The 14,354-nt window shown below is 67.1% G+C and carries 14 protein-coding genes; 11 read left to right on the forward strand and 3 right to left on the reverse strand.

Annotated elements, in window-relative coordinates:
- Positions 1-417 precede the first annotated feature (417 nt).
- From gcvH to ACFRAH_RS01900, 3 genes are all read left to right on the forward strand, one after another.
- Positions 418-801 (forward strand): glycine cleavage system protein GcvH, encoded by a 384-nt coding sequence (gcvH, locus tag ACFRAH_RS01890; RefSeq protein ID WP_377989223.1) that lies wholly within the window; start codon positions 418-420, stop codon positions 799-801.
- Positions 798-2,123: a serine hydroxymethyltransferase gene (gene glyA / locus ACFRAH_RS01895; protein ID WP_377989224.1), complete on the forward strand. Its 1,326-nt coding sequence runs from the start codon at positions 798-800 to the stop codon at positions 2,121-2,123. Before gcvH ends, glyA begins: the two co-directional genes overlap by 4 nt.
- Before the next feature lie 113 nt (positions 2,124-2,236).
- A complete protein-coding gene (locus ACFRAH_RS01900) occupies positions 2,237-3,649 on the forward strand; it encodes an L-serine ammonia-lyase (protein ID WP_377989225.1) in 1,413 nt (470 codons plus the stop codon).
- 24 nt (positions 3,650-3,673) lie between these two features.
- On the opposite strand, the gene ACFRAH_RS01905 is transcribed toward ACFRAH_RS01900, so the two are convergent.
- Positions 3,674-4,264: a TspO/MBR family protein gene (locus ACFRAH_RS01905; RefSeq protein ID WP_377989226.1), complete on the reverse strand. Its 591-nt coding sequence runs from the start codon at positions 4,262-4,264 to the stop codon at positions 3,674-3,676.
- 80 nt (positions 4,265-4,344) lie between these two features.
- Between ACFRAH_RS01905 and ACFRAH_RS01910 the strand changes: the two genes are divergently transcribed.
- The 3 genes from ACFRAH_RS01910 (at position 4,345) to ACFRAH_RS01920 (ending at position 7,905) form a co-directional block, all read left to right on the forward strand.
- A complete protein-coding gene (locus ACFRAH_RS01910) occupies positions 4,345-5,166 on the forward strand; it encodes a DNA/RNA non-specific endonuclease (protein WP_377989504.1) in 822 nt (273 codons plus the stop codon).
- 108 nt (positions 5,167-5,274) lie between these two features.
- On the forward strand, positions 5,275-6,348 hold the full coding sequence (locus ACFRAH_RS01915) for a lipid II:glycine glycyltransferase FemX (RefSeq protein WP_377989227.1): 1,074 nt from the start codon (positions 5,275-5,277) through the stop codon (positions 6,346-6,348).
- Positions 6,349-6,408: 60 nt separating this feature from the next.
- Entirely contained in the window at positions 6,409-7,905 is a 1,497-nt protein-coding gene (locus ACFRAH_RS01920; RefSeq protein ID WP_377989228.1) for a threonine/serine exporter ThrE family protein, read from the forward strand.
- Between the two features lie 39 nt (positions 7,906-7,944).
- Here the strand turns inward: ACFRAH_RS01920 and ACFRAH_RS01925 are convergent, their stop codons facing one another.
- Entirely contained in the window at positions 7,945-8,784 is an 840-nt protein-coding gene (locus ACFRAH_RS01925; RefSeq protein WP_377989229.1) for a siderophore-interacting protein, read from the reverse strand.
- Between the two features lie 10 nt (positions 8,785-8,794).
- Positions 8,795-9,577, reverse strand: coding sequence for a uracil-DNA glycosylase (locus ACFRAH_RS01930; protein WP_377989230.1), 783 nt, complete (start codon positions 9,575-9,577; stop codon positions 8,795-8,797).
- A 151-nt stretch (positions 9,578-9,728) separates the two neighbouring features.
- On the opposite strand from ACFRAH_RS01930, the gene ACFRAH_RS01935 reads away from it, so the two are divergent.
- The 5 genes from ACFRAH_RS01935 (at position 9,729) to groL (ending at position 14,343) form a co-directional block, all read left to right on the forward strand.
- On the forward strand, positions 9,729-10,103 hold the full coding sequence (locus ACFRAH_RS01935) for a DUF3263 domain-containing protein (RefSeq protein WP_377989231.1): 375 nt from the start codon (positions 9,729-9,731) through the stop codon (positions 10,101-10,103).
- 49 nt (positions 10,104-10,152) lie between these two features.
- Positions 10,153-10,788, forward strand: coding sequence for a LytR C-terminal domain-containing protein (locus ACFRAH_RS01940; RefSeq protein WP_377989232.1), 636 nt, complete (start codon positions 10,153-10,155; stop codon positions 10,786-10,788).
- A 158-nt stretch (positions 10,789-10,946) separates the two neighbouring features.
- Positions 10,947-11,150 (forward strand): cold-shock protein, encoded by a 204-nt coding sequence (locus ACFRAH_RS01945; RefSeq protein ID WP_377989233.1) that lies wholly within the window; start codon positions 10,947-10,949, stop codon positions 11,148-11,150.
- Entirely contained in the window at positions 11,150-12,424 is a 1,275-nt protein-coding gene (locus ACFRAH_RS01950; RefSeq protein WP_377989234.1) for an ABC transporter substrate-binding protein, read from the forward strand. Before ACFRAH_RS01945 ends, ACFRAH_RS01950 begins: the two co-directional genes overlap by 1 nt.
- Positions 12,425-12,714: 290 nt before the next feature.
- Complete coding sequence (gene groL, locus ACFRAH_RS01955) at positions 12,715-14,343, forward strand: chaperonin GroEL (protein ID WP_377989235.1); 1,629 nt, start codon at positions 12,715-12,717, stop codon at positions 14,341-14,343.
- Positions 14,344-14,354 lie beyond the last annotated feature (11 nt).

Here is a 14,354-nt window from a genome sequence, read left to right on the forward strand (position 1 = left end):
GGATGCCAGCCCCTAAGGGGGCCGGCTGCTCACTTTCGATGTTGGGTAGGAACTGTCCCGGGCCAGCGCCTTCGTAAGCCAAAGGTGCTGGGGGAGGGGGCGCCGTCGGTTGAGTCCTCTCGAAACCAGACCGCTGAGTTGTACCCTCGCCAAGCTCGATCATTGGGGGTTGAGGTTGCTGAGCCTGACGGCCGCTGGAGTCAGAAGGCGATTGCCACGGGTTCTTTTCGAAGAACTGTTGGCCCCATAACTGAACTTGATTGCGGCGGGTGAGGGGTCTCCGGAAGCGTGCGTCTAAGGGAGCGTCGCGTCCGCTCAGCGGGCGCCTACGCGACCGAGCACGCGGAGGAGTTCCCTCAGCCGCCACCCAAGCCAGGCGCTGTACCAGACAACAGATTCCAACAGTTAGGAAAAAACATGGCAAAAGTTGCCGCTGAACTGCAGTATTCCGACGAGCACGAGTGGGTTTCCCGGGAGGATGGGAACGTGGTGTCTATTGGCATCTCCGCCGTGGCCACAGACGCCCTCGGCGACATTGTTTACGTGGACCTGCCCGAGATCGGCTCGGCCGTGACCGCGGGCGAGACGTGCGGCGAGGTGGAGTCCACCAAGTCGGTCTCGGACCTGTACGCCCCGGTCACGGGAGAGGTCACGGAGATCAACGCGACGGTCATCGAGGATCCCGCCCTGATCAACAGCGACCCGTACGGTGCCGGCTGGCTGTTCAAGGTGGCAGCCGAGTCCGAGGGCCCGCTGCTGTCGGCCGAGGACTACGCTGCCAAGAACGGCGGCGAGCTGTGAGCGCGGCACAGGCCGCGGCCGCGGTGTTTGAGCAGGTCGTGTCCCCAAGCCTGAACGCTGACCTGGCGGAGCTGGATCCTGAGATCGCGGTAAAGATCGACGACGAACTCGGCCGCCAGCGCACCGGCCTGGAAATGATCGCGTCGGAGAACCACACCGCTGCCGCGGTGATGCAGGCGCAGGGGTCGGTGCTGACCAACAAGTACGCCGAGGGCTACCCGGGCAAGCGGTACTACGGCGGCTGCGAGCATGTCGACGTGATCGAGCAACTGGCGATCGACCGGGTCAAGGCCCTGTTCGGCGCCGAATACGCGAACGTGCAGCCGCACTCCGGTGCGCAGGCGAACGCGTCGGTGATGCACGCCCTGATCAAGCCGGGCGACACCATCATGGGCCTGAACCTGGCCCACGGCGGGCACCTGACCCACGGCATGCGGATCAACTTCTCCGGCCGCCTCTACAACGTGATCCCGTACCGGGTCCGCGAGGATGACCACCGGATCGACATGGCCGAGGTGGAGCGCCTGGCCCAGGAGCACAAGCCGCATCTCATCGTGGCCGGCTGGTCCGCGTACGCCCGGCAGCTGGACTTCGCCGAATTCCGCCGGATCGCCGATTCCGTGGGGGCCTACCTCATGGTGGACATGGCGCACTTCGCCGGGCTCGTCGCCGCCGGGCTGCACCCGTCCCCGGTCCCGCACGCGCACGTCACCACGTCCACCACGCACAAGACCCTCGCCGGTCCCCGCGGCGGCATCATCCTGACCAACGACGCCGACGTCGCCAAGAAGATCAACTCGGCCGTGTTCCCGGGCCAGCAGGGCGGTCCGCTGGAGCACGTGATCGCGGGCAAGGCCGTGGCCTTCAAGATCGCCGCGTCCGAGGAGTTCAAGGAGCGCCAGGAGCGCGTGCTCGCCGGCGCCCGGATCCTGGCCGAGCGCCTGGTCCAGCCCGACGTCACCGCGAAGGGCATCTCCGTGGTCTCCGGCGGAACGGACGTGCACCTGGTGCTGGTGGACCTGCGGAACTGCGAGCTCGACGGGCAGCAGGCCGAGGACCGCCTCGCGGCGATCGACATCACCGTCAACCGCAACGCCGTGCCGTTCGACCCGCGCCCGCCGATGGTCACCTCCGGGCTGCGAATTGGCACCCCGGCCCTGGCCACCCGCGGCTTCGGCGAAGCCGCCTTCGCCGAGGTTGCGGACATCATCGCCGAGGCGCTGACCGCCGACGCCGGCGTGGACCTGTCCGGGCTGCGCAACCGCGTGGAGGCACTGGCCGAAGCCCACCCCCTCTACCCGGGCGTCGCGAACCTCGGCTGACCCCCGAGGGTGGAGTTTTTGTACAGATGTCGCGGGTTCGAGGCCCTTTAGCGGCCATTATCTGTACAAAAACTCCGCCCTCACCCTCACCCGTGTCTAGTTAGGATTGTTTTATGGCCGTTGGAGTCTTTGATCTCTTTTCCATTGGGATCGGGCCCTCGAGTTCGCACACCGTTGGGCCGATGCGTGCCGCTGCCGTCTTTGCCGGGGAGCTCAAATCCTCCGGCAAACTGGACAGCGTGGCGTCGCTGCGGGTGGACCTGTACGGTTCGCTCGCTGCCACCGGGCACGGGCATGGCACCATGACGGCGGTTCTGCTGGGCCTGGAGGGGTACCACCCCGAGCTGATCCTTCCCGATGAGGTCGAAGAACGGCTGGCGTCGATCGCGGAGACCGGGACCCTGCAGCTGGCCGGTTCGGTGCCGTTGCCGTATGGGGTGGAGGACATGGTGCTGCGGCCGCTGACTGTGCTGCCGCGGCACACCAATGGCATGACGTTCACGGTGTTCGACGACGGAGGGAACGTGCTTCACCAGGCGACGTTCTTCTCCGTCGGCGGCGGGTTCATTGTCCGGGAGGGCGAGGAGGAGGCGGCGCAGCAGGAGCTGGAGGCGTCGAAGAACGAACTGCCGCTGCCGTTCCGGACCGCGGCGGAGCTGTTGGAGCATTGCCGTGCCCAGGGCCTGTCGATCGCGGACATCATGCTGGTCAACGAGTGCGCGTCCCGCTCCGAGGCGGAGATCCGCGAGGGCCTGCTGCACATCTATTCGGTGATGGAGGGGTGCGTGGATACCAGCCTGAAGCGGGAGGGGCTGCTGCCCGGCGGGCTGAAGGTCCGCCGTCGTGCTCCTGACTGGCACGAACGCCTGCTGAAGGAAGGCGGTGACCACGGAGGGAACCACCGGGACCCGAAGTACTGGCAGGAGTGGGTGAACCTGATCGCCCTGGCGGTCAACGAGGAGAATGCCTCGGGCGGGCGTGTGGTGACCGCCCCGACCAATGGCGCCGCCGGGATCATCCCGGCCGTGCTGTACTACGCGCTGCATTTCGCGCCCGGCATGGACCGGGCGACGCAGGAGGACCGCGACGACGTGGTGGTCCGTTTCCTGCTCGCCGCCGGCGCCGTCGGGGTGCTGTATAAGGAGCAGGCGTCGATCTCCGGGGCGGAGGTGGGCTGCCAGGGCGAGGTGGGTTCGGCGTCGTCGATGGCGGCGGCCGGGCTTGCGGAGGTGATGGGCGGCTCGCCGGCGCAGGTGGAGAACGCCGCGGAAATCGCGATGGAGCACAACCTCGGGCTGACCTGTGATCCGATCGGCGGGCTGGTGCAGGTGCCCTGCATCGAGCGCAACGCGATCGCTGCCGCGAAGGCCATCAACGCCGCCAAGATGGCGTTGTGGGGCGACGGCTCGCACCGGGTCTCACTCGACGAGGTCATCGTGACCATGCGCGAGACCGGCAAGGACATGAGCTCGAAATACAAGGAAACCGCGATGGGCGGCCTCGCCGTCAACGTCGTCGAGTGCTGACCCGATGGTTGAGTCCGTCGGAACCTAGTTGTTGGCAGCGGCCCAGAGGTTCAGGCTCGACGCAAAGACCACCCACGACAGGTACGGCAGCATCAGCACACCGGCCGTGCGGCGGATCGGCCCGAACAGGAGCACGGTGGCGGCCACAGCCAGTGCCAGCGCAACAATGATGCCCAGCGCCAGCCAGAGCGCTGCCGAACCCCACACCGGATAGAGCCCGAAGAACACGGGTGTCCACGCCAGGTTCAGGGCAAGCTGCACGCCGTAGACCGTGAGCGCGGCCCTGCGGTTCGGGCTGCGGCTGCGCCAGACAAGCCAGGCAGCCACGGCCATGGCCGTGTAAAGCACGGTCCAGACCGGCCCGAACACCCAGTTCGGCGGTGACCACGGAGCTTTGTCCGCCGCGGCGTACCAGCCGGTGACGTTGCTGATGGTTGCCTGCGAGCCCAGCCAGGCCACCAGGGCCGAGGCCGCCAAGAACCCCAGGAGCGCGGCCAGTTCGACGGCGGTGCGCCGCGGCGCGGGATGCGTGCCGTCACCGGCGGCGCTGGTGCCCTTCCCGGCGCTGGTGCCGTTCCCGGCTCGAGCGGCCGGCGCGCTGTCCCTGCTTCCCATTGCTCTACAGTTGCCAACGGCGCAGCCAGAGTCAAGGCATGACGGGCGGATTCCCAGCCGGACGTGCAACCATGAAAACCATGGGCGAAGGCTACGATCCCGGCTTCCTGCATGCGGCCCTTGACCTGCCCGGTCCGGACGCGCCCACGCTCCTCCTCGACTACACCCACTTCTCGGTGCGGCTGTCCCCGGCGCGCAGGCTCGCCGCCGTGACCGGCGTCAACATCAACGGACAAACACTGGTGCCGCTGGAGCGCGAGGGAACCTGGCACTTCGACCCCCGGGTGCCGCAGGGGCTCCAGACCGGACCGGACGTGTACCAGCACAATGACCTGGACCGGGGCCACCTCGTCCGCCGCCTCGACCCCGTCTGGGGTGACGGGAGCACGGCGCTGACCGCAAACCAGGACACCTTCTCCTACCCCAACGCGGCACCGCAGGCTGCCGCATTCAACCAGGGAAAGGAACTCTGGGCCGGCCTGGAAGACCACGTGCTACGCCATGCCAGCCAATACGACGCCCGAATCAGCGTCTTCACCGGCCCTGTCCTCGATGCCGGTGACCTTCCGTACCGGGGCGTCCAGATACCCCGGAAATTCTGGAAGATCGCAGCCTGGACCATGGACGGAGTGCTGGCCGCGGCGGGCTTCCTGCTGGACCAGTCCCCGCTGCTGGGCCCGGAGGAACTGGCAAGGATGGTCAGGAAACGCCTGCTCGCCGAGGAGCCCCCGCCGCTGGGACCCTTCCGCACCTTCCAGGTCCCCATCGCGAACATTGCCGCGCTGACCGGGATTGACCTGGCGCGCCTAGCCGACGCCGACCGGCTCGCCGCGGGCGTTCCGGAGGGCGCGCCGGGCGGGGCTGCGCTGGCACTGACGGACCTTCGGCAGGTGCGGCTCTGACGAGGATCACGTGCCCGGCGCGAGCAGGCGGGGAGGCCTGACGGATAGACTTGAGGCTGCTTCTCCGGCATCTGCACGAAACGTAAGCGAAGATTGGATACGGCACACTTGCGAGAATTCACTGCCCGCTTTGCCACCTCCGAAGAGGTCGCCAACTGGGACTCCCACGTCACCGCGAATCCGAACGGCGGAAACCTGCTGCAGTCGGAGGCCTTCGCCGAGGTCAAACAGCACTTCGGCTGGAAGACCCTGCACCTCGTCTACGAGACGGCCGACTACACCAGCTACAACCTGGTGCTGGAAAAGAGCTTCCCGGTGCTCGGCAAGCTCTGGTACCTGATCAAGGGGCCGGACGTGGCCGCCGTCGAGGACATTCCGGGCATTGCCGCGGCGAATGCCGAATTCGTCAAGCGGGCACGGCTGGGCGTCTTCGCCATCAAGATCGAGCCGGACATCATCCTCAGCGACGCCGCCCGCGCGGTCATCGAGGGGGCCGGGCTGGTGAAGACGCACAACCTGCAGCCCAACGACTCCACGGCCCTGCTGGATATTTCCCCCGAGGAGAACCAGTTGCTGCGCAACCTCCACTCGCGGGGACGGAACGCCGTCCGCCGCGCCATCCGGGAAGGCGTCGAGGTTCACAACGTGGACCCCAGCGAGGAAAACTTCAAGGCCATGTACGCCCTCATGACCGACACGGTCCAGGCGAAGTCGCAGGTCCGCGTCCGCGAATACGACTACTACCGCCAGTTCTGGACCAACTTCATCAAGCGAAGCCAGGGCAGGCTCATGTTCGTGTACGAAAACGGCGTGCCCTCAGTCGGTGCCTTCGTCATCAACTATGGCCGCAAGGGCACGTACAAGGACGGCGGGTCCCTGCAGAAGCGCGGCCAGTACGGCGACTCCCACCTGGTGCAGTGGACCGCCATCAACCAGCTCAAGGAGTTGGGCTGCACGGAATACGACTTCTGCGGAACGCCACCCAGCGACAAGCTCAAGGACACGTCGAATCCCTTCCACGGACTGGGGCTCTTCAAGACCAGCTTCAGCAAAACCGTCACGGACTTCGTGGGCTGCTATGACCAGGTCATCAGCCCGCTGAAGTACAGGGCATGGATAGCTGCCGGCGAACGTATCGCCCGGCAGCTGTACACGCGCCGCACCGGGCAACAGTTTTACTGACCGGGACGTTTAACGGCTAAGGCACTGAACGGCTAAGGCACTGACAGAGGGGAGCCCTGAATGACCAAACAACCCCGCGGCGCCAACCGGCCGCCCACGGACGGGCTGCCCAAGACGGAGCCGCTCACCGCCTCGCAGATGCACCAGAACGCGGCGGCCAAGCGCATGCTGCGCCGCCTGGTGCAGGGGGAAAACCCGCCGACGGCGCCGCTGAGCATCGTGGACCGGCTCGCCGGGAGCCCCTATGCCAATCCCATGATCCAGGTGGGCGGGATCGACGAGTCCGCCCGCAAGACGATGGACTTTGCGCTGCACCTTGCCGAGTCCATGTTCCGGTACGGCGCCGGCGCCCTCGAGGTGGAAACCAGCATCATCGCCGTCACAGCTGCGCTGGGGCTGAAAAACATCGAGGTGGACATCACCAACCAGTCAGTGGGCATCAACTACGCAGCCAAGGACCAGACCCCCATCACTCTCCTGCGGGTGGTCCGTTCCTGGACAAACAACTATGCCGGGCTTGCCCAGGTCCACCAGCTGGTCACCGACATCGTCGCCGGAGGCGTGGGCCGGGAGGAGGCCGTCCGCCGGCTCGACGAGATTGTCCGCCGCCCCAAGCCGTACCCGCGCTGGATGGTGACGGTCGCATTCGCTGTGTTCTCGGCCGTGTTTGTCGCCGTCATCGGCGGCGGCCCCGGCGCCTCCGCCGTCGCGTTCGCGTCCAACCTGCTCATCAGCCTGGTGGCCCGGAAGCTGGGCCGCTGGCGGACGCCAGACTTCTTCATCACGGCGGCCTGCTCGTTTGTGGTGACGGTCATCGCGCTGCTGCTGTGGCGGTTCGGCAGTCCCGTCGGGATCCGGTTGGCCCCCGCCATCGTGGTGGTGGGCGGCATTCTGCTGCTGCTTCCCACCGGGCGGCTCGTGTCCTCGGTCCAGGACGCCATCAACGGCTTTCCCGTCACGGCGGCCGGCAGGTTCCTGTCCACCCTACTGACGTTCGGGGCCGTGGTCGCCGGGATCGCCGTCGCCTTTGTGGTGGGGGACAGGATCGGGATGGAGCCGATCGACGTCACCGAAACCTTCCCGCCGGCATACTTCCTTTGGGTGCAGGTGATCCTGGTTGCCGTCGCGGTCGTGGCGATCGGCATTACGGAACAGACGGACTGGAAGCTGCTGCTTCCGACGGCGGCCGTCGGCGTGGTGGGGCATCTCACCCTGATCGGCGGTGAGGCGGTGGGCGTTGGCCCGAGGTTCTCGCCGGCGCTCGCCGCCGTGGTGATCGGCCTGCTGGCCCGTGTGGTGGCGCTGAAGCTGGGTGCGCCGCAGCTTGTGGTCGCCGTGCCGGCCGGTCTGATACTCCTGCCGGGCCTCACCATTTTCCGGTCGATGTACGTCCTGACCATCGAGGAATCCGAGATCCTGCTCGGGGCCGGCGGGATGCTCAGCGCCGGGGCCATCGTGTTCGGCGTTGCCGGCGGCATTGTGCTGGGTGACACGCTGGCACGGCCGCTCACGCGGAACCTCGCCAGCAATGAGCGGCGGCGCGCACGACGCCGCTAGAGCTGTTCCCGCCTGGTCCTCCCGGCTAAATCCGGCCAGCTAGACCTGGCCGATGGGGAGCTTCTTCTCGGCCTGGAAGTCGTCCTCGACCCGGCCCTTGGCCCAGTAGCCGGACAGCGAAACCTGGCTGCGGTCCAGGCCTCGCTCGCGGAACAGGACGTCCCGCAGGCCCTTCATGTAGCCGCGCTCGCCGTGCGCAAACACGTTCACGCGGCCCTCCGGCCAGGCGGCGTTGCGCACCGCCTCCACGAGCTGGCCGCTCTCGCCGGCCGGGACGCCGCCGCGCTGCAGCCAGACCAGCTCGAGCCCGGCCGGCGCAGCGATCTCCTGCACGTCCGCGTCCGAGCCCACCTCGATGAACGCAACGCCCCGGGCGTGCTCCGGCAAGGACTCGATGACGGCGGCCATGGCCGGCAAGGCGGCCTCGTCCCCGGCCAGGAGGTACCAGTCCGCGGCCGGATCGGGGTTGTAGGCGCCGCCCGGGCCGGTGAAGATGAGGCTGTCACCCGGTTCGGCCCTGGCCGCCCAGGGGCCGGCCAGGCCCTCGTCACCGTGGACCACGAAATCAATGGCCAGTTCGGCTGCTGCCGCATCCACCCAGCGGACCGTGTAGGTCCTGGTGTAGGGCCACTGCTCCCGGGGCATCGTTTCCCGGACGGCCCACAGGTCCAGGGGTTCCGGGTACTCAACGCCAGGCTGCGGAAAGACGATCTTGACGTACCGGTCCACAAAGTCGTTGTTGATGTAATCAGCGAATCCCGGGCCGCCGGCGACGATCCGCACCATGTGCGCGGAAAGCTGCTCGCGCCGAAGCACAGTCAAGGTGACCTGCGGGCGGGATTTCTTGGTGGCGGAGGTGGCGGCCGGAACGGAAGTCATGCAGGTAAGCCTAGCCTGAGCTCCTTGACGGGACTGCCGGAAGTGCCCAGTCCACGGGGCCCGCGCCCTGCTCCGTCAGCAGTGCGTTGGCGCGGCTGAACGGATGGGAGCCGAAGAACCCGCGCGAGGCGGACAGCGGGCTGGGGTGGGCGCTGGACACCACGGGCGTGTTGCCCAGCAGTGGCCGGACGCCCTCGGCGTCCTTGCCCCACAGCACGGCGACGAGCGGCGCTGGGTTTCCCTCCGCCGTCCGGCGCCCGGCGACGGCGGCAACGGCCGCCGTCGAGACCGTTTCCCAGCCTTTGCCGCGGTGGGAGCCGGCGGCGCCCTCACGCACGCTCAGCACCCTGTTGAGGAGCAGGACGCCCTGGTCCGCCCAGGCGCCGAGGTCCCCGTGGACCCGCGGCGGCAGGCCCAGGTCCGATTCAAGCTCCTTGTAGATGTTGGCCAGGCTGCGCGGGATGGGGCGGGTGCCGGCGTCCACGGAAAAGGCGAGCCCCACAGCATGTCCGGGGGTGGGGTAGGGATCCTGGCCCACGATCAGGACCCGCACACCGTTCAACGGCTGCCGGAATGCCCGGAGAACGTTCGACGCCGATGGCAGCACCCGGTGCCCGGCGGCCTCCTCGCCGGCCAGGAAAGACAGGACGGACCTCAAGTCGGCTTCCACCCCGGCCAGGGCAGCTGCCCAGTCGGGTGCCATCAGCTCGCTGAACGGCAGTCCGGAGAGCTCGGCAAAATCCGGGCCGGCTATCCCGGCTGGTTCCAGATCGAAGAGGGGTTCAGGTTCCATCACGCCGTCCATTCTTCCGCACTGCAGTCATGGGCCCGCGGCGCAAAATCGTGGAAGGGCCGCCGCAGCATCCGCGCCGCAAATGACAACGCTGTTATTCCTCCGTAACATAGGGGAGGTACTTTGACCGGATTCAGCTAAGGAGAGCGCAGTGGCCGAGCCGTTGCAGGACCACCTCGCCGCGCAAGATTCCGAGCAGGGTTCGGGGCAGGATTCACTGCTGGAGCACGGTCTGCGGAGCGGCTCCCTGCTGGACGACTTCAAGCTCCGGGACTCGCCACTGGGAGAGCGGGAGCAGCAGATTCTCGCCCTGGAACGGCAGTGGTGGAAGTACGCCGGCGCCAAGGAACAGGCCATCCGGGAACTCTTTGACCTGTCCGCCACGCACTACTACCAGATCCTCAACGCGCTGATCGATACAGAGCACGCGCTGGCGCACGACCCCATGCTGGTGAAGAGATTGCGTAGACTACGTACGTCACGTCAGCGGGCCCGCACTGCACGCCGCCTTGGATCTGACGCGTAATTGCTAGTGCCGCACTGCCGGCGAAAACCAACAAGGACGCCTGTTTACCATGACTAATTTTGCTCGGGACGAATTCGACAGGGTGCCTGAGGTCTCCTCCCGGCAGGGCGTACACCGCGCTGTCTCCGCGCCGTCCCGCCCCAAGTTGTGGCCGATCCTTTCCGTTGGGATCGGGGCCCTCGCCGTGGGCCTTGTTGCATTCCTCCTGCTGCCGCAGCTGGGCTTCCAGCCCGCCATCACACCGCCGTCCGCCGCGGCAGCCGGCACCCCGGCGTCGGCCAGCGCAACGGCCTCCGGAAGTGCGACGCCCAGCAGCACCGGCACGGCGTCGCAGTCCACGGCTGCCTCCGAACCGGCTTCCCCCTCCACGCTGGAGCCCGCCACCTCTGAAACCATCGCCCCTGCGGCCCTCGACAAGTCGCAGCCGGTCGACATCTTCAACGGAACGCTGACCTCCGGCCTGGCCGGACGCGTGGGCGCCACGGTCCAGTCAGATGGCTGGGTGCTCGGCGAGGTGGCGAACTGGCAGGGGTCGCCCCAGCAGCAGTCCGTGATCTTCTACTCCGACGCCGCACACCGCGCCAACGCCGAGGCACTCAGTGCACTGCTGAACATCCCCACGCTCGTGGAAAGCGCGGACTTCCCGACGTCCGTTGCCGTGGTGCTCGGCCCCGGCTACCAGTAGCCATCCCGGTTACGCCTGAATAACTATTGCCTCCGCCCGGGGCAGCCGGCCTGCGCCGCCGAGGTCCTGTTTGGATAGAGTGAAGGCAGGCTTCAAGGCGTAATTCACGGCACACACCGACGTGGGCCTTACGGGAGCAAGCTGAAAGTGTGGGGATCATGGCATTGGGAACCGTGAAGTGGTTCAACGCGGAAAAAGGCTACGGCTTCATTACTGTTGACGACTCGGGCGACGACGTCTTTGTGCACTGGTCGGCCATCCAGACCGACGGGTACCGTTCCCTTGAGGAAGGCCAGCGCGTGGAGCTGGAACTGGGCGAAGGCGAAAAAGGTCCGCAGGCAGAAATGGTCCGGCCCGTCTAGTGGCACGCGGCACAGGTTTCCGGAGTACTGCTGTCTGGGGCACCGCCGTTGTGCTGGCACTCGGCGCCTGCTCCGGATCCGGAGACAATGCCCGGACGGCTCCCGTTGAGGCCAGCGGCGACGGAACCCTGCGGATCGGGCTGATCCTCGACAACACCGGGTCCCAGGCCTTCCTGAACGCCGCCCAACTGGCCGCGGCCAAGCTCGCCGTCCAGCAGATCAACGCTGCAGGCGGGCACAAGGGCCGGCCCGTGGAGCTGCTGCCCGAAACCACCGGCGGCGACACCGCCGCGCAGGCCCGGGAGCTCGTCAACGCCAAGGCTGATGCCGTCATCGGCCCCACCGATTCAAGCCGCGCCCCGGCCGCCATCGACGTGCTGTCCAAGGCCGGGATCACACTCATCTCTCCCGCCAACACGGCCCCGGAACTCAGCAGCTACAAGAGCGGCGGCTACTACTTCCGCACAGCGGCGGCGGACACCGCCCAGGCGCCTGTTCTGGTGAAAATCGCCAAGGACGCCGGAGCCAAGCGACTCGCGGTGGTCTACGAGGACGGCACCTACGGCCAGGAATTATCGTCAGCGGTTTCCGCTTCCGCCAAGGCCGGTGGTCTGGACCCCGTGACGCTCACCGGCTTCAAGGCTGGCGAGGCCCGGACGGCGGCGTCGGCCACCCGCGACGCGGCGCCGGACGCCGTCGTCGTCATTGCCCGGGACGGTGCGCAGGGCGCCATTGCCGAGCTCGCCAACGCCGGGCTGCCGGGCAACAAGCTCATCCTGGCCGACGGCGCTTTCAGGCAGTACGGCTCCGACCTCGGCTCCAAGGCGCTGGAGGGCGCACGCGCCCTGGTGCCCGGCGCCTTCCCGTCCGCGCACTTCCAGGCTGAACTGGTGGCCGTCGATCCGGGACTCAAGGACATGACGTTCGCGGCGGAGACCTATGACGCCGTGAACCTCGCGGCCCTGGCCGCCGCCGCGGCGGAGGACGACGCCGGTGCCTCCATCGCCGGGACGCTCATCTCCGTCTCCGGCGGCACGTCCGGCAGCCGTGGGTCCGCATCGCCGTCAGGCAAGCCGACTGCCTGCACGACGTACAAGGATTGCCTGGCGGCCATCCGGGACGGAAAGGCCATCGACTACGACGGCGAGTCGGGCCCCGTCCGCTTCGATACCAGCGGGGACGTGACCGCGGCGAAGTACATGGTGTTCACCTATGGGGCCGACAACAAGGCCACCCTCACGGGCAGTGAGGCCGCCGGCAGGTCCGCGGGCTGATCGCTGGCAGCGAATACTGCGCCGTAGTGCGGGATAAAGAAGAGGCATCTGCTTGCACTCTCCCCGGGGGAGTGCTAATTATTGATTAGCACTCCAGCGTGCCGACTGCTAAAGGGTCGTCCGGTTCCGGCCGGTACTGCCCCGGCGGCGGCGCAAGGAGCGAAAGAAACACCTGGTTGGGGTGAGATCCGGACTGTTGGGCGTACAGAGGCCTGCGGGAGGGATCGTCCGTCGCGGGCACCGCAGCGAGGTTCCTTCTTAACGACTGTCCCGAAAGGACTACTGCCGTTATGGCCAAGATCATTGCATTTGATGAAGAGGCACGCCGCGGTCTTGAGCGGGGCCTGAACATCCTCGCCGACGCCGTCAAGGTCACCCTCGGCCCGCGTGGCCGCAACGTCGTCCTCGAAAAGAAGTGGGGCGCCCCCACGATCACCAACGATGGTGTCTCCATCGCCAAGGAGATCGAGCTGGACGATCCCTACGAGAAGATCGGCGCCGAGCTGGTCAAGGAAGTTGCCAAGAAGACGGATGACGTCGCTGGCGACGGCACCACCACGGCCACCGTCCTGGCCCAGGCACTGGTCAAGGAAGGCCTGCGCAACGTCGCGGCCGGCGCTGACCCGCTGTCCCTCAAGCGCGGCATCGAGAAGGCCGTTGAGGCCGTCACCGCCGAACTGCTGGACTCCGCCAAGGAAATCGAAACCAAGGAAGAGATCGCCGCCACGGCTTCCATCTCCGCCGGTGACGACGAAATCGGCGCCCTGATCGCTGAAGCCCTCGACAAGGTGGGCAAGGAAGGCGTCATCACGGTCGAGGAGTCCAACACCTTCGGCCTCGAGCTGGAGCTCACCGAAGGCATGCGCTTCGACAAGGGCTACATCTCGGCGTACTTCGTCACGGACACTGAGCGCCAGGAAACGGTCCTCGAGGACCCGTACATCCTGATCGTCAACTCCAAGATCTCCAACGTCAAGGAACTGGTTGCTGTCCTCGAGAAGGTCATGCAGTCCAACAAGCCGCTGCTGATCATCGCTGAAGACATCGAGGGCGAGGCCCTGGCCACCCTGATCGTCAACAAGATCCGCGGCACCTTCAAGTCCGTCGCCGTCAAGGCTCCGGGCTTCGGTGACCGCCGCAAGGCGCAGCTGGCCGACATCGCCATCCTCACCGGCGGACAGGTTATCGCCGAGGAAGTCGGCCTCAAGCTTGAGACCGCGGGCCTGGACCTCCTGGGCAAGGCACGCAAGGTTGTCGTGACCAAGGACGAGACCACCATCGTCGAGGGTGCAGGCGACGCCGACCAGATCGCCGGCCGCGTTTCCCAGATCCGCGCCGAGATCGAAAACTCCGACTCCGACTACGACCGCGAGAAGCTGCAGGAGCGCCTGGCCAAGCTGGCCGGCGGCGTTGCAGTCATCAAGGCCGGTGCCGCCACGGAGGTTGAGCTCAAGGAGCGCAAGCACCGCATTGAGGACGCTGTCCGCAACGCCAAGGCTGCCGTCGAAGAAGGCATCGTTGCTGGTGGTGGCGTGGCCCTCATCCAGGCCGGCGCCAAGGCATTCGCCAACCTGCAGCTCGAAGGCGACGAAGCAACCGGTGCGAACATCGTCCGCGTTGCCATCGACGCCCCGCTGAAGCAGATCGCCTTCAACGCCGGCCTCGAGCCCGGCGTTGTGGTGGACAAGGTCCGCGGCCTGCCCGCCGGCCACGGCCTGAACGCAGCAACCGGCGAATACGTCGACCTGCTGGCTGCCGGTGTGAACGACCCCGTCAAGGTAACCCGCTCTGCCCTGCAGAACGCGGCTTCCATTGCCGGCCTGTTCCTCACCACCGAGGCCGTTGTGGCCGACAAGCCGGAGAAGTCTGCTCCGGCCGTCGGCGGCGGCGACGACATGGGCGGCATGGGCGGCTTCTAGCCTCCCGCTGA

The organism is Arthrobacter sp. NPDC056727, from assembly GCF_042790555.1.
Lineage (GTDB): Bacteria > Actinomycetota > Actinomycetes > Actinomycetales > Micrococcaceae > Arthrobacter.

Excerpts from the sequence above, each read along its gene's own strand:
- gcvH (WP_377989223.1), top strand. The coding sequence starts at position 418 with ATGGCAAAAGTTGCCGCTGAACTGCAGTATTCCGACGAGCACGAGTGG.
- ACFRAH_RS01945 (WP_377989233.1), top strand. The coding sequence starts at position 10,947 with ATGGCATTGGGAACCGTGAAGTGGTTCAACGCGGAAAAAGGCTACGGC.
- ACFRAH_RS01925 (WP_377989229.1), bottom strand. The coding sequence starts at position 8,784 with ATGACTTCCGTTCCGGCCGCCACCTCCGCCACCAAGAAATCCCGCCCG.
- ACFRAH_RS01900 (WP_377989225.1), top strand. The coding sequence starts at position 2,237 with ATGGCCGTTGGAGTCTTTGATCTCTTTTCCATTGGGATCGGGCCCTCG.
- ACFRAH_RS01940 (WP_377989232.1), top strand. The coding sequence starts at position 10,153 with ATGACTAATTTTGCTCGGGACGAATTCGACAGGGTGCCTGAGGTCTCC.
- groL (WP_377989235.1), top strand. The coding sequence starts at position 12,715 with ATGGCCAAGATCATTGCATTTGATGAAGAGGCACGCCGCGGTCTTGAG.
- ACFRAH_RS01910 (WP_377989504.1), top strand. The coding sequence starts at position 4,345 with ATGGGCGAAGGCTACGATCCCGGCTTCCTGCATGCGGCCCTTGACCTG.
- ACFRAH_RS01930 (WP_377989230.1), bottom strand. The coding sequence starts at position 9,577 with ATGGAACCTGAACCCCTCTTCGATCTGGAACCAGCCGGGATAGCCGGC.
- ACFRAH_RS01905 (WP_377989226.1), bottom strand. The coding sequence starts at position 4,264 with ATGGGAAGCAGGGACAGCGCGCCGGCCGCTCGAGCCGGGAACGGCACC.
- ACFRAH_RS01920 (WP_377989228.1), top strand. The coding sequence starts at position 6,409 with ATGACCAAACAACCCCGCGGCGCCAACCGGCCGCCCACGGACGGGCTG.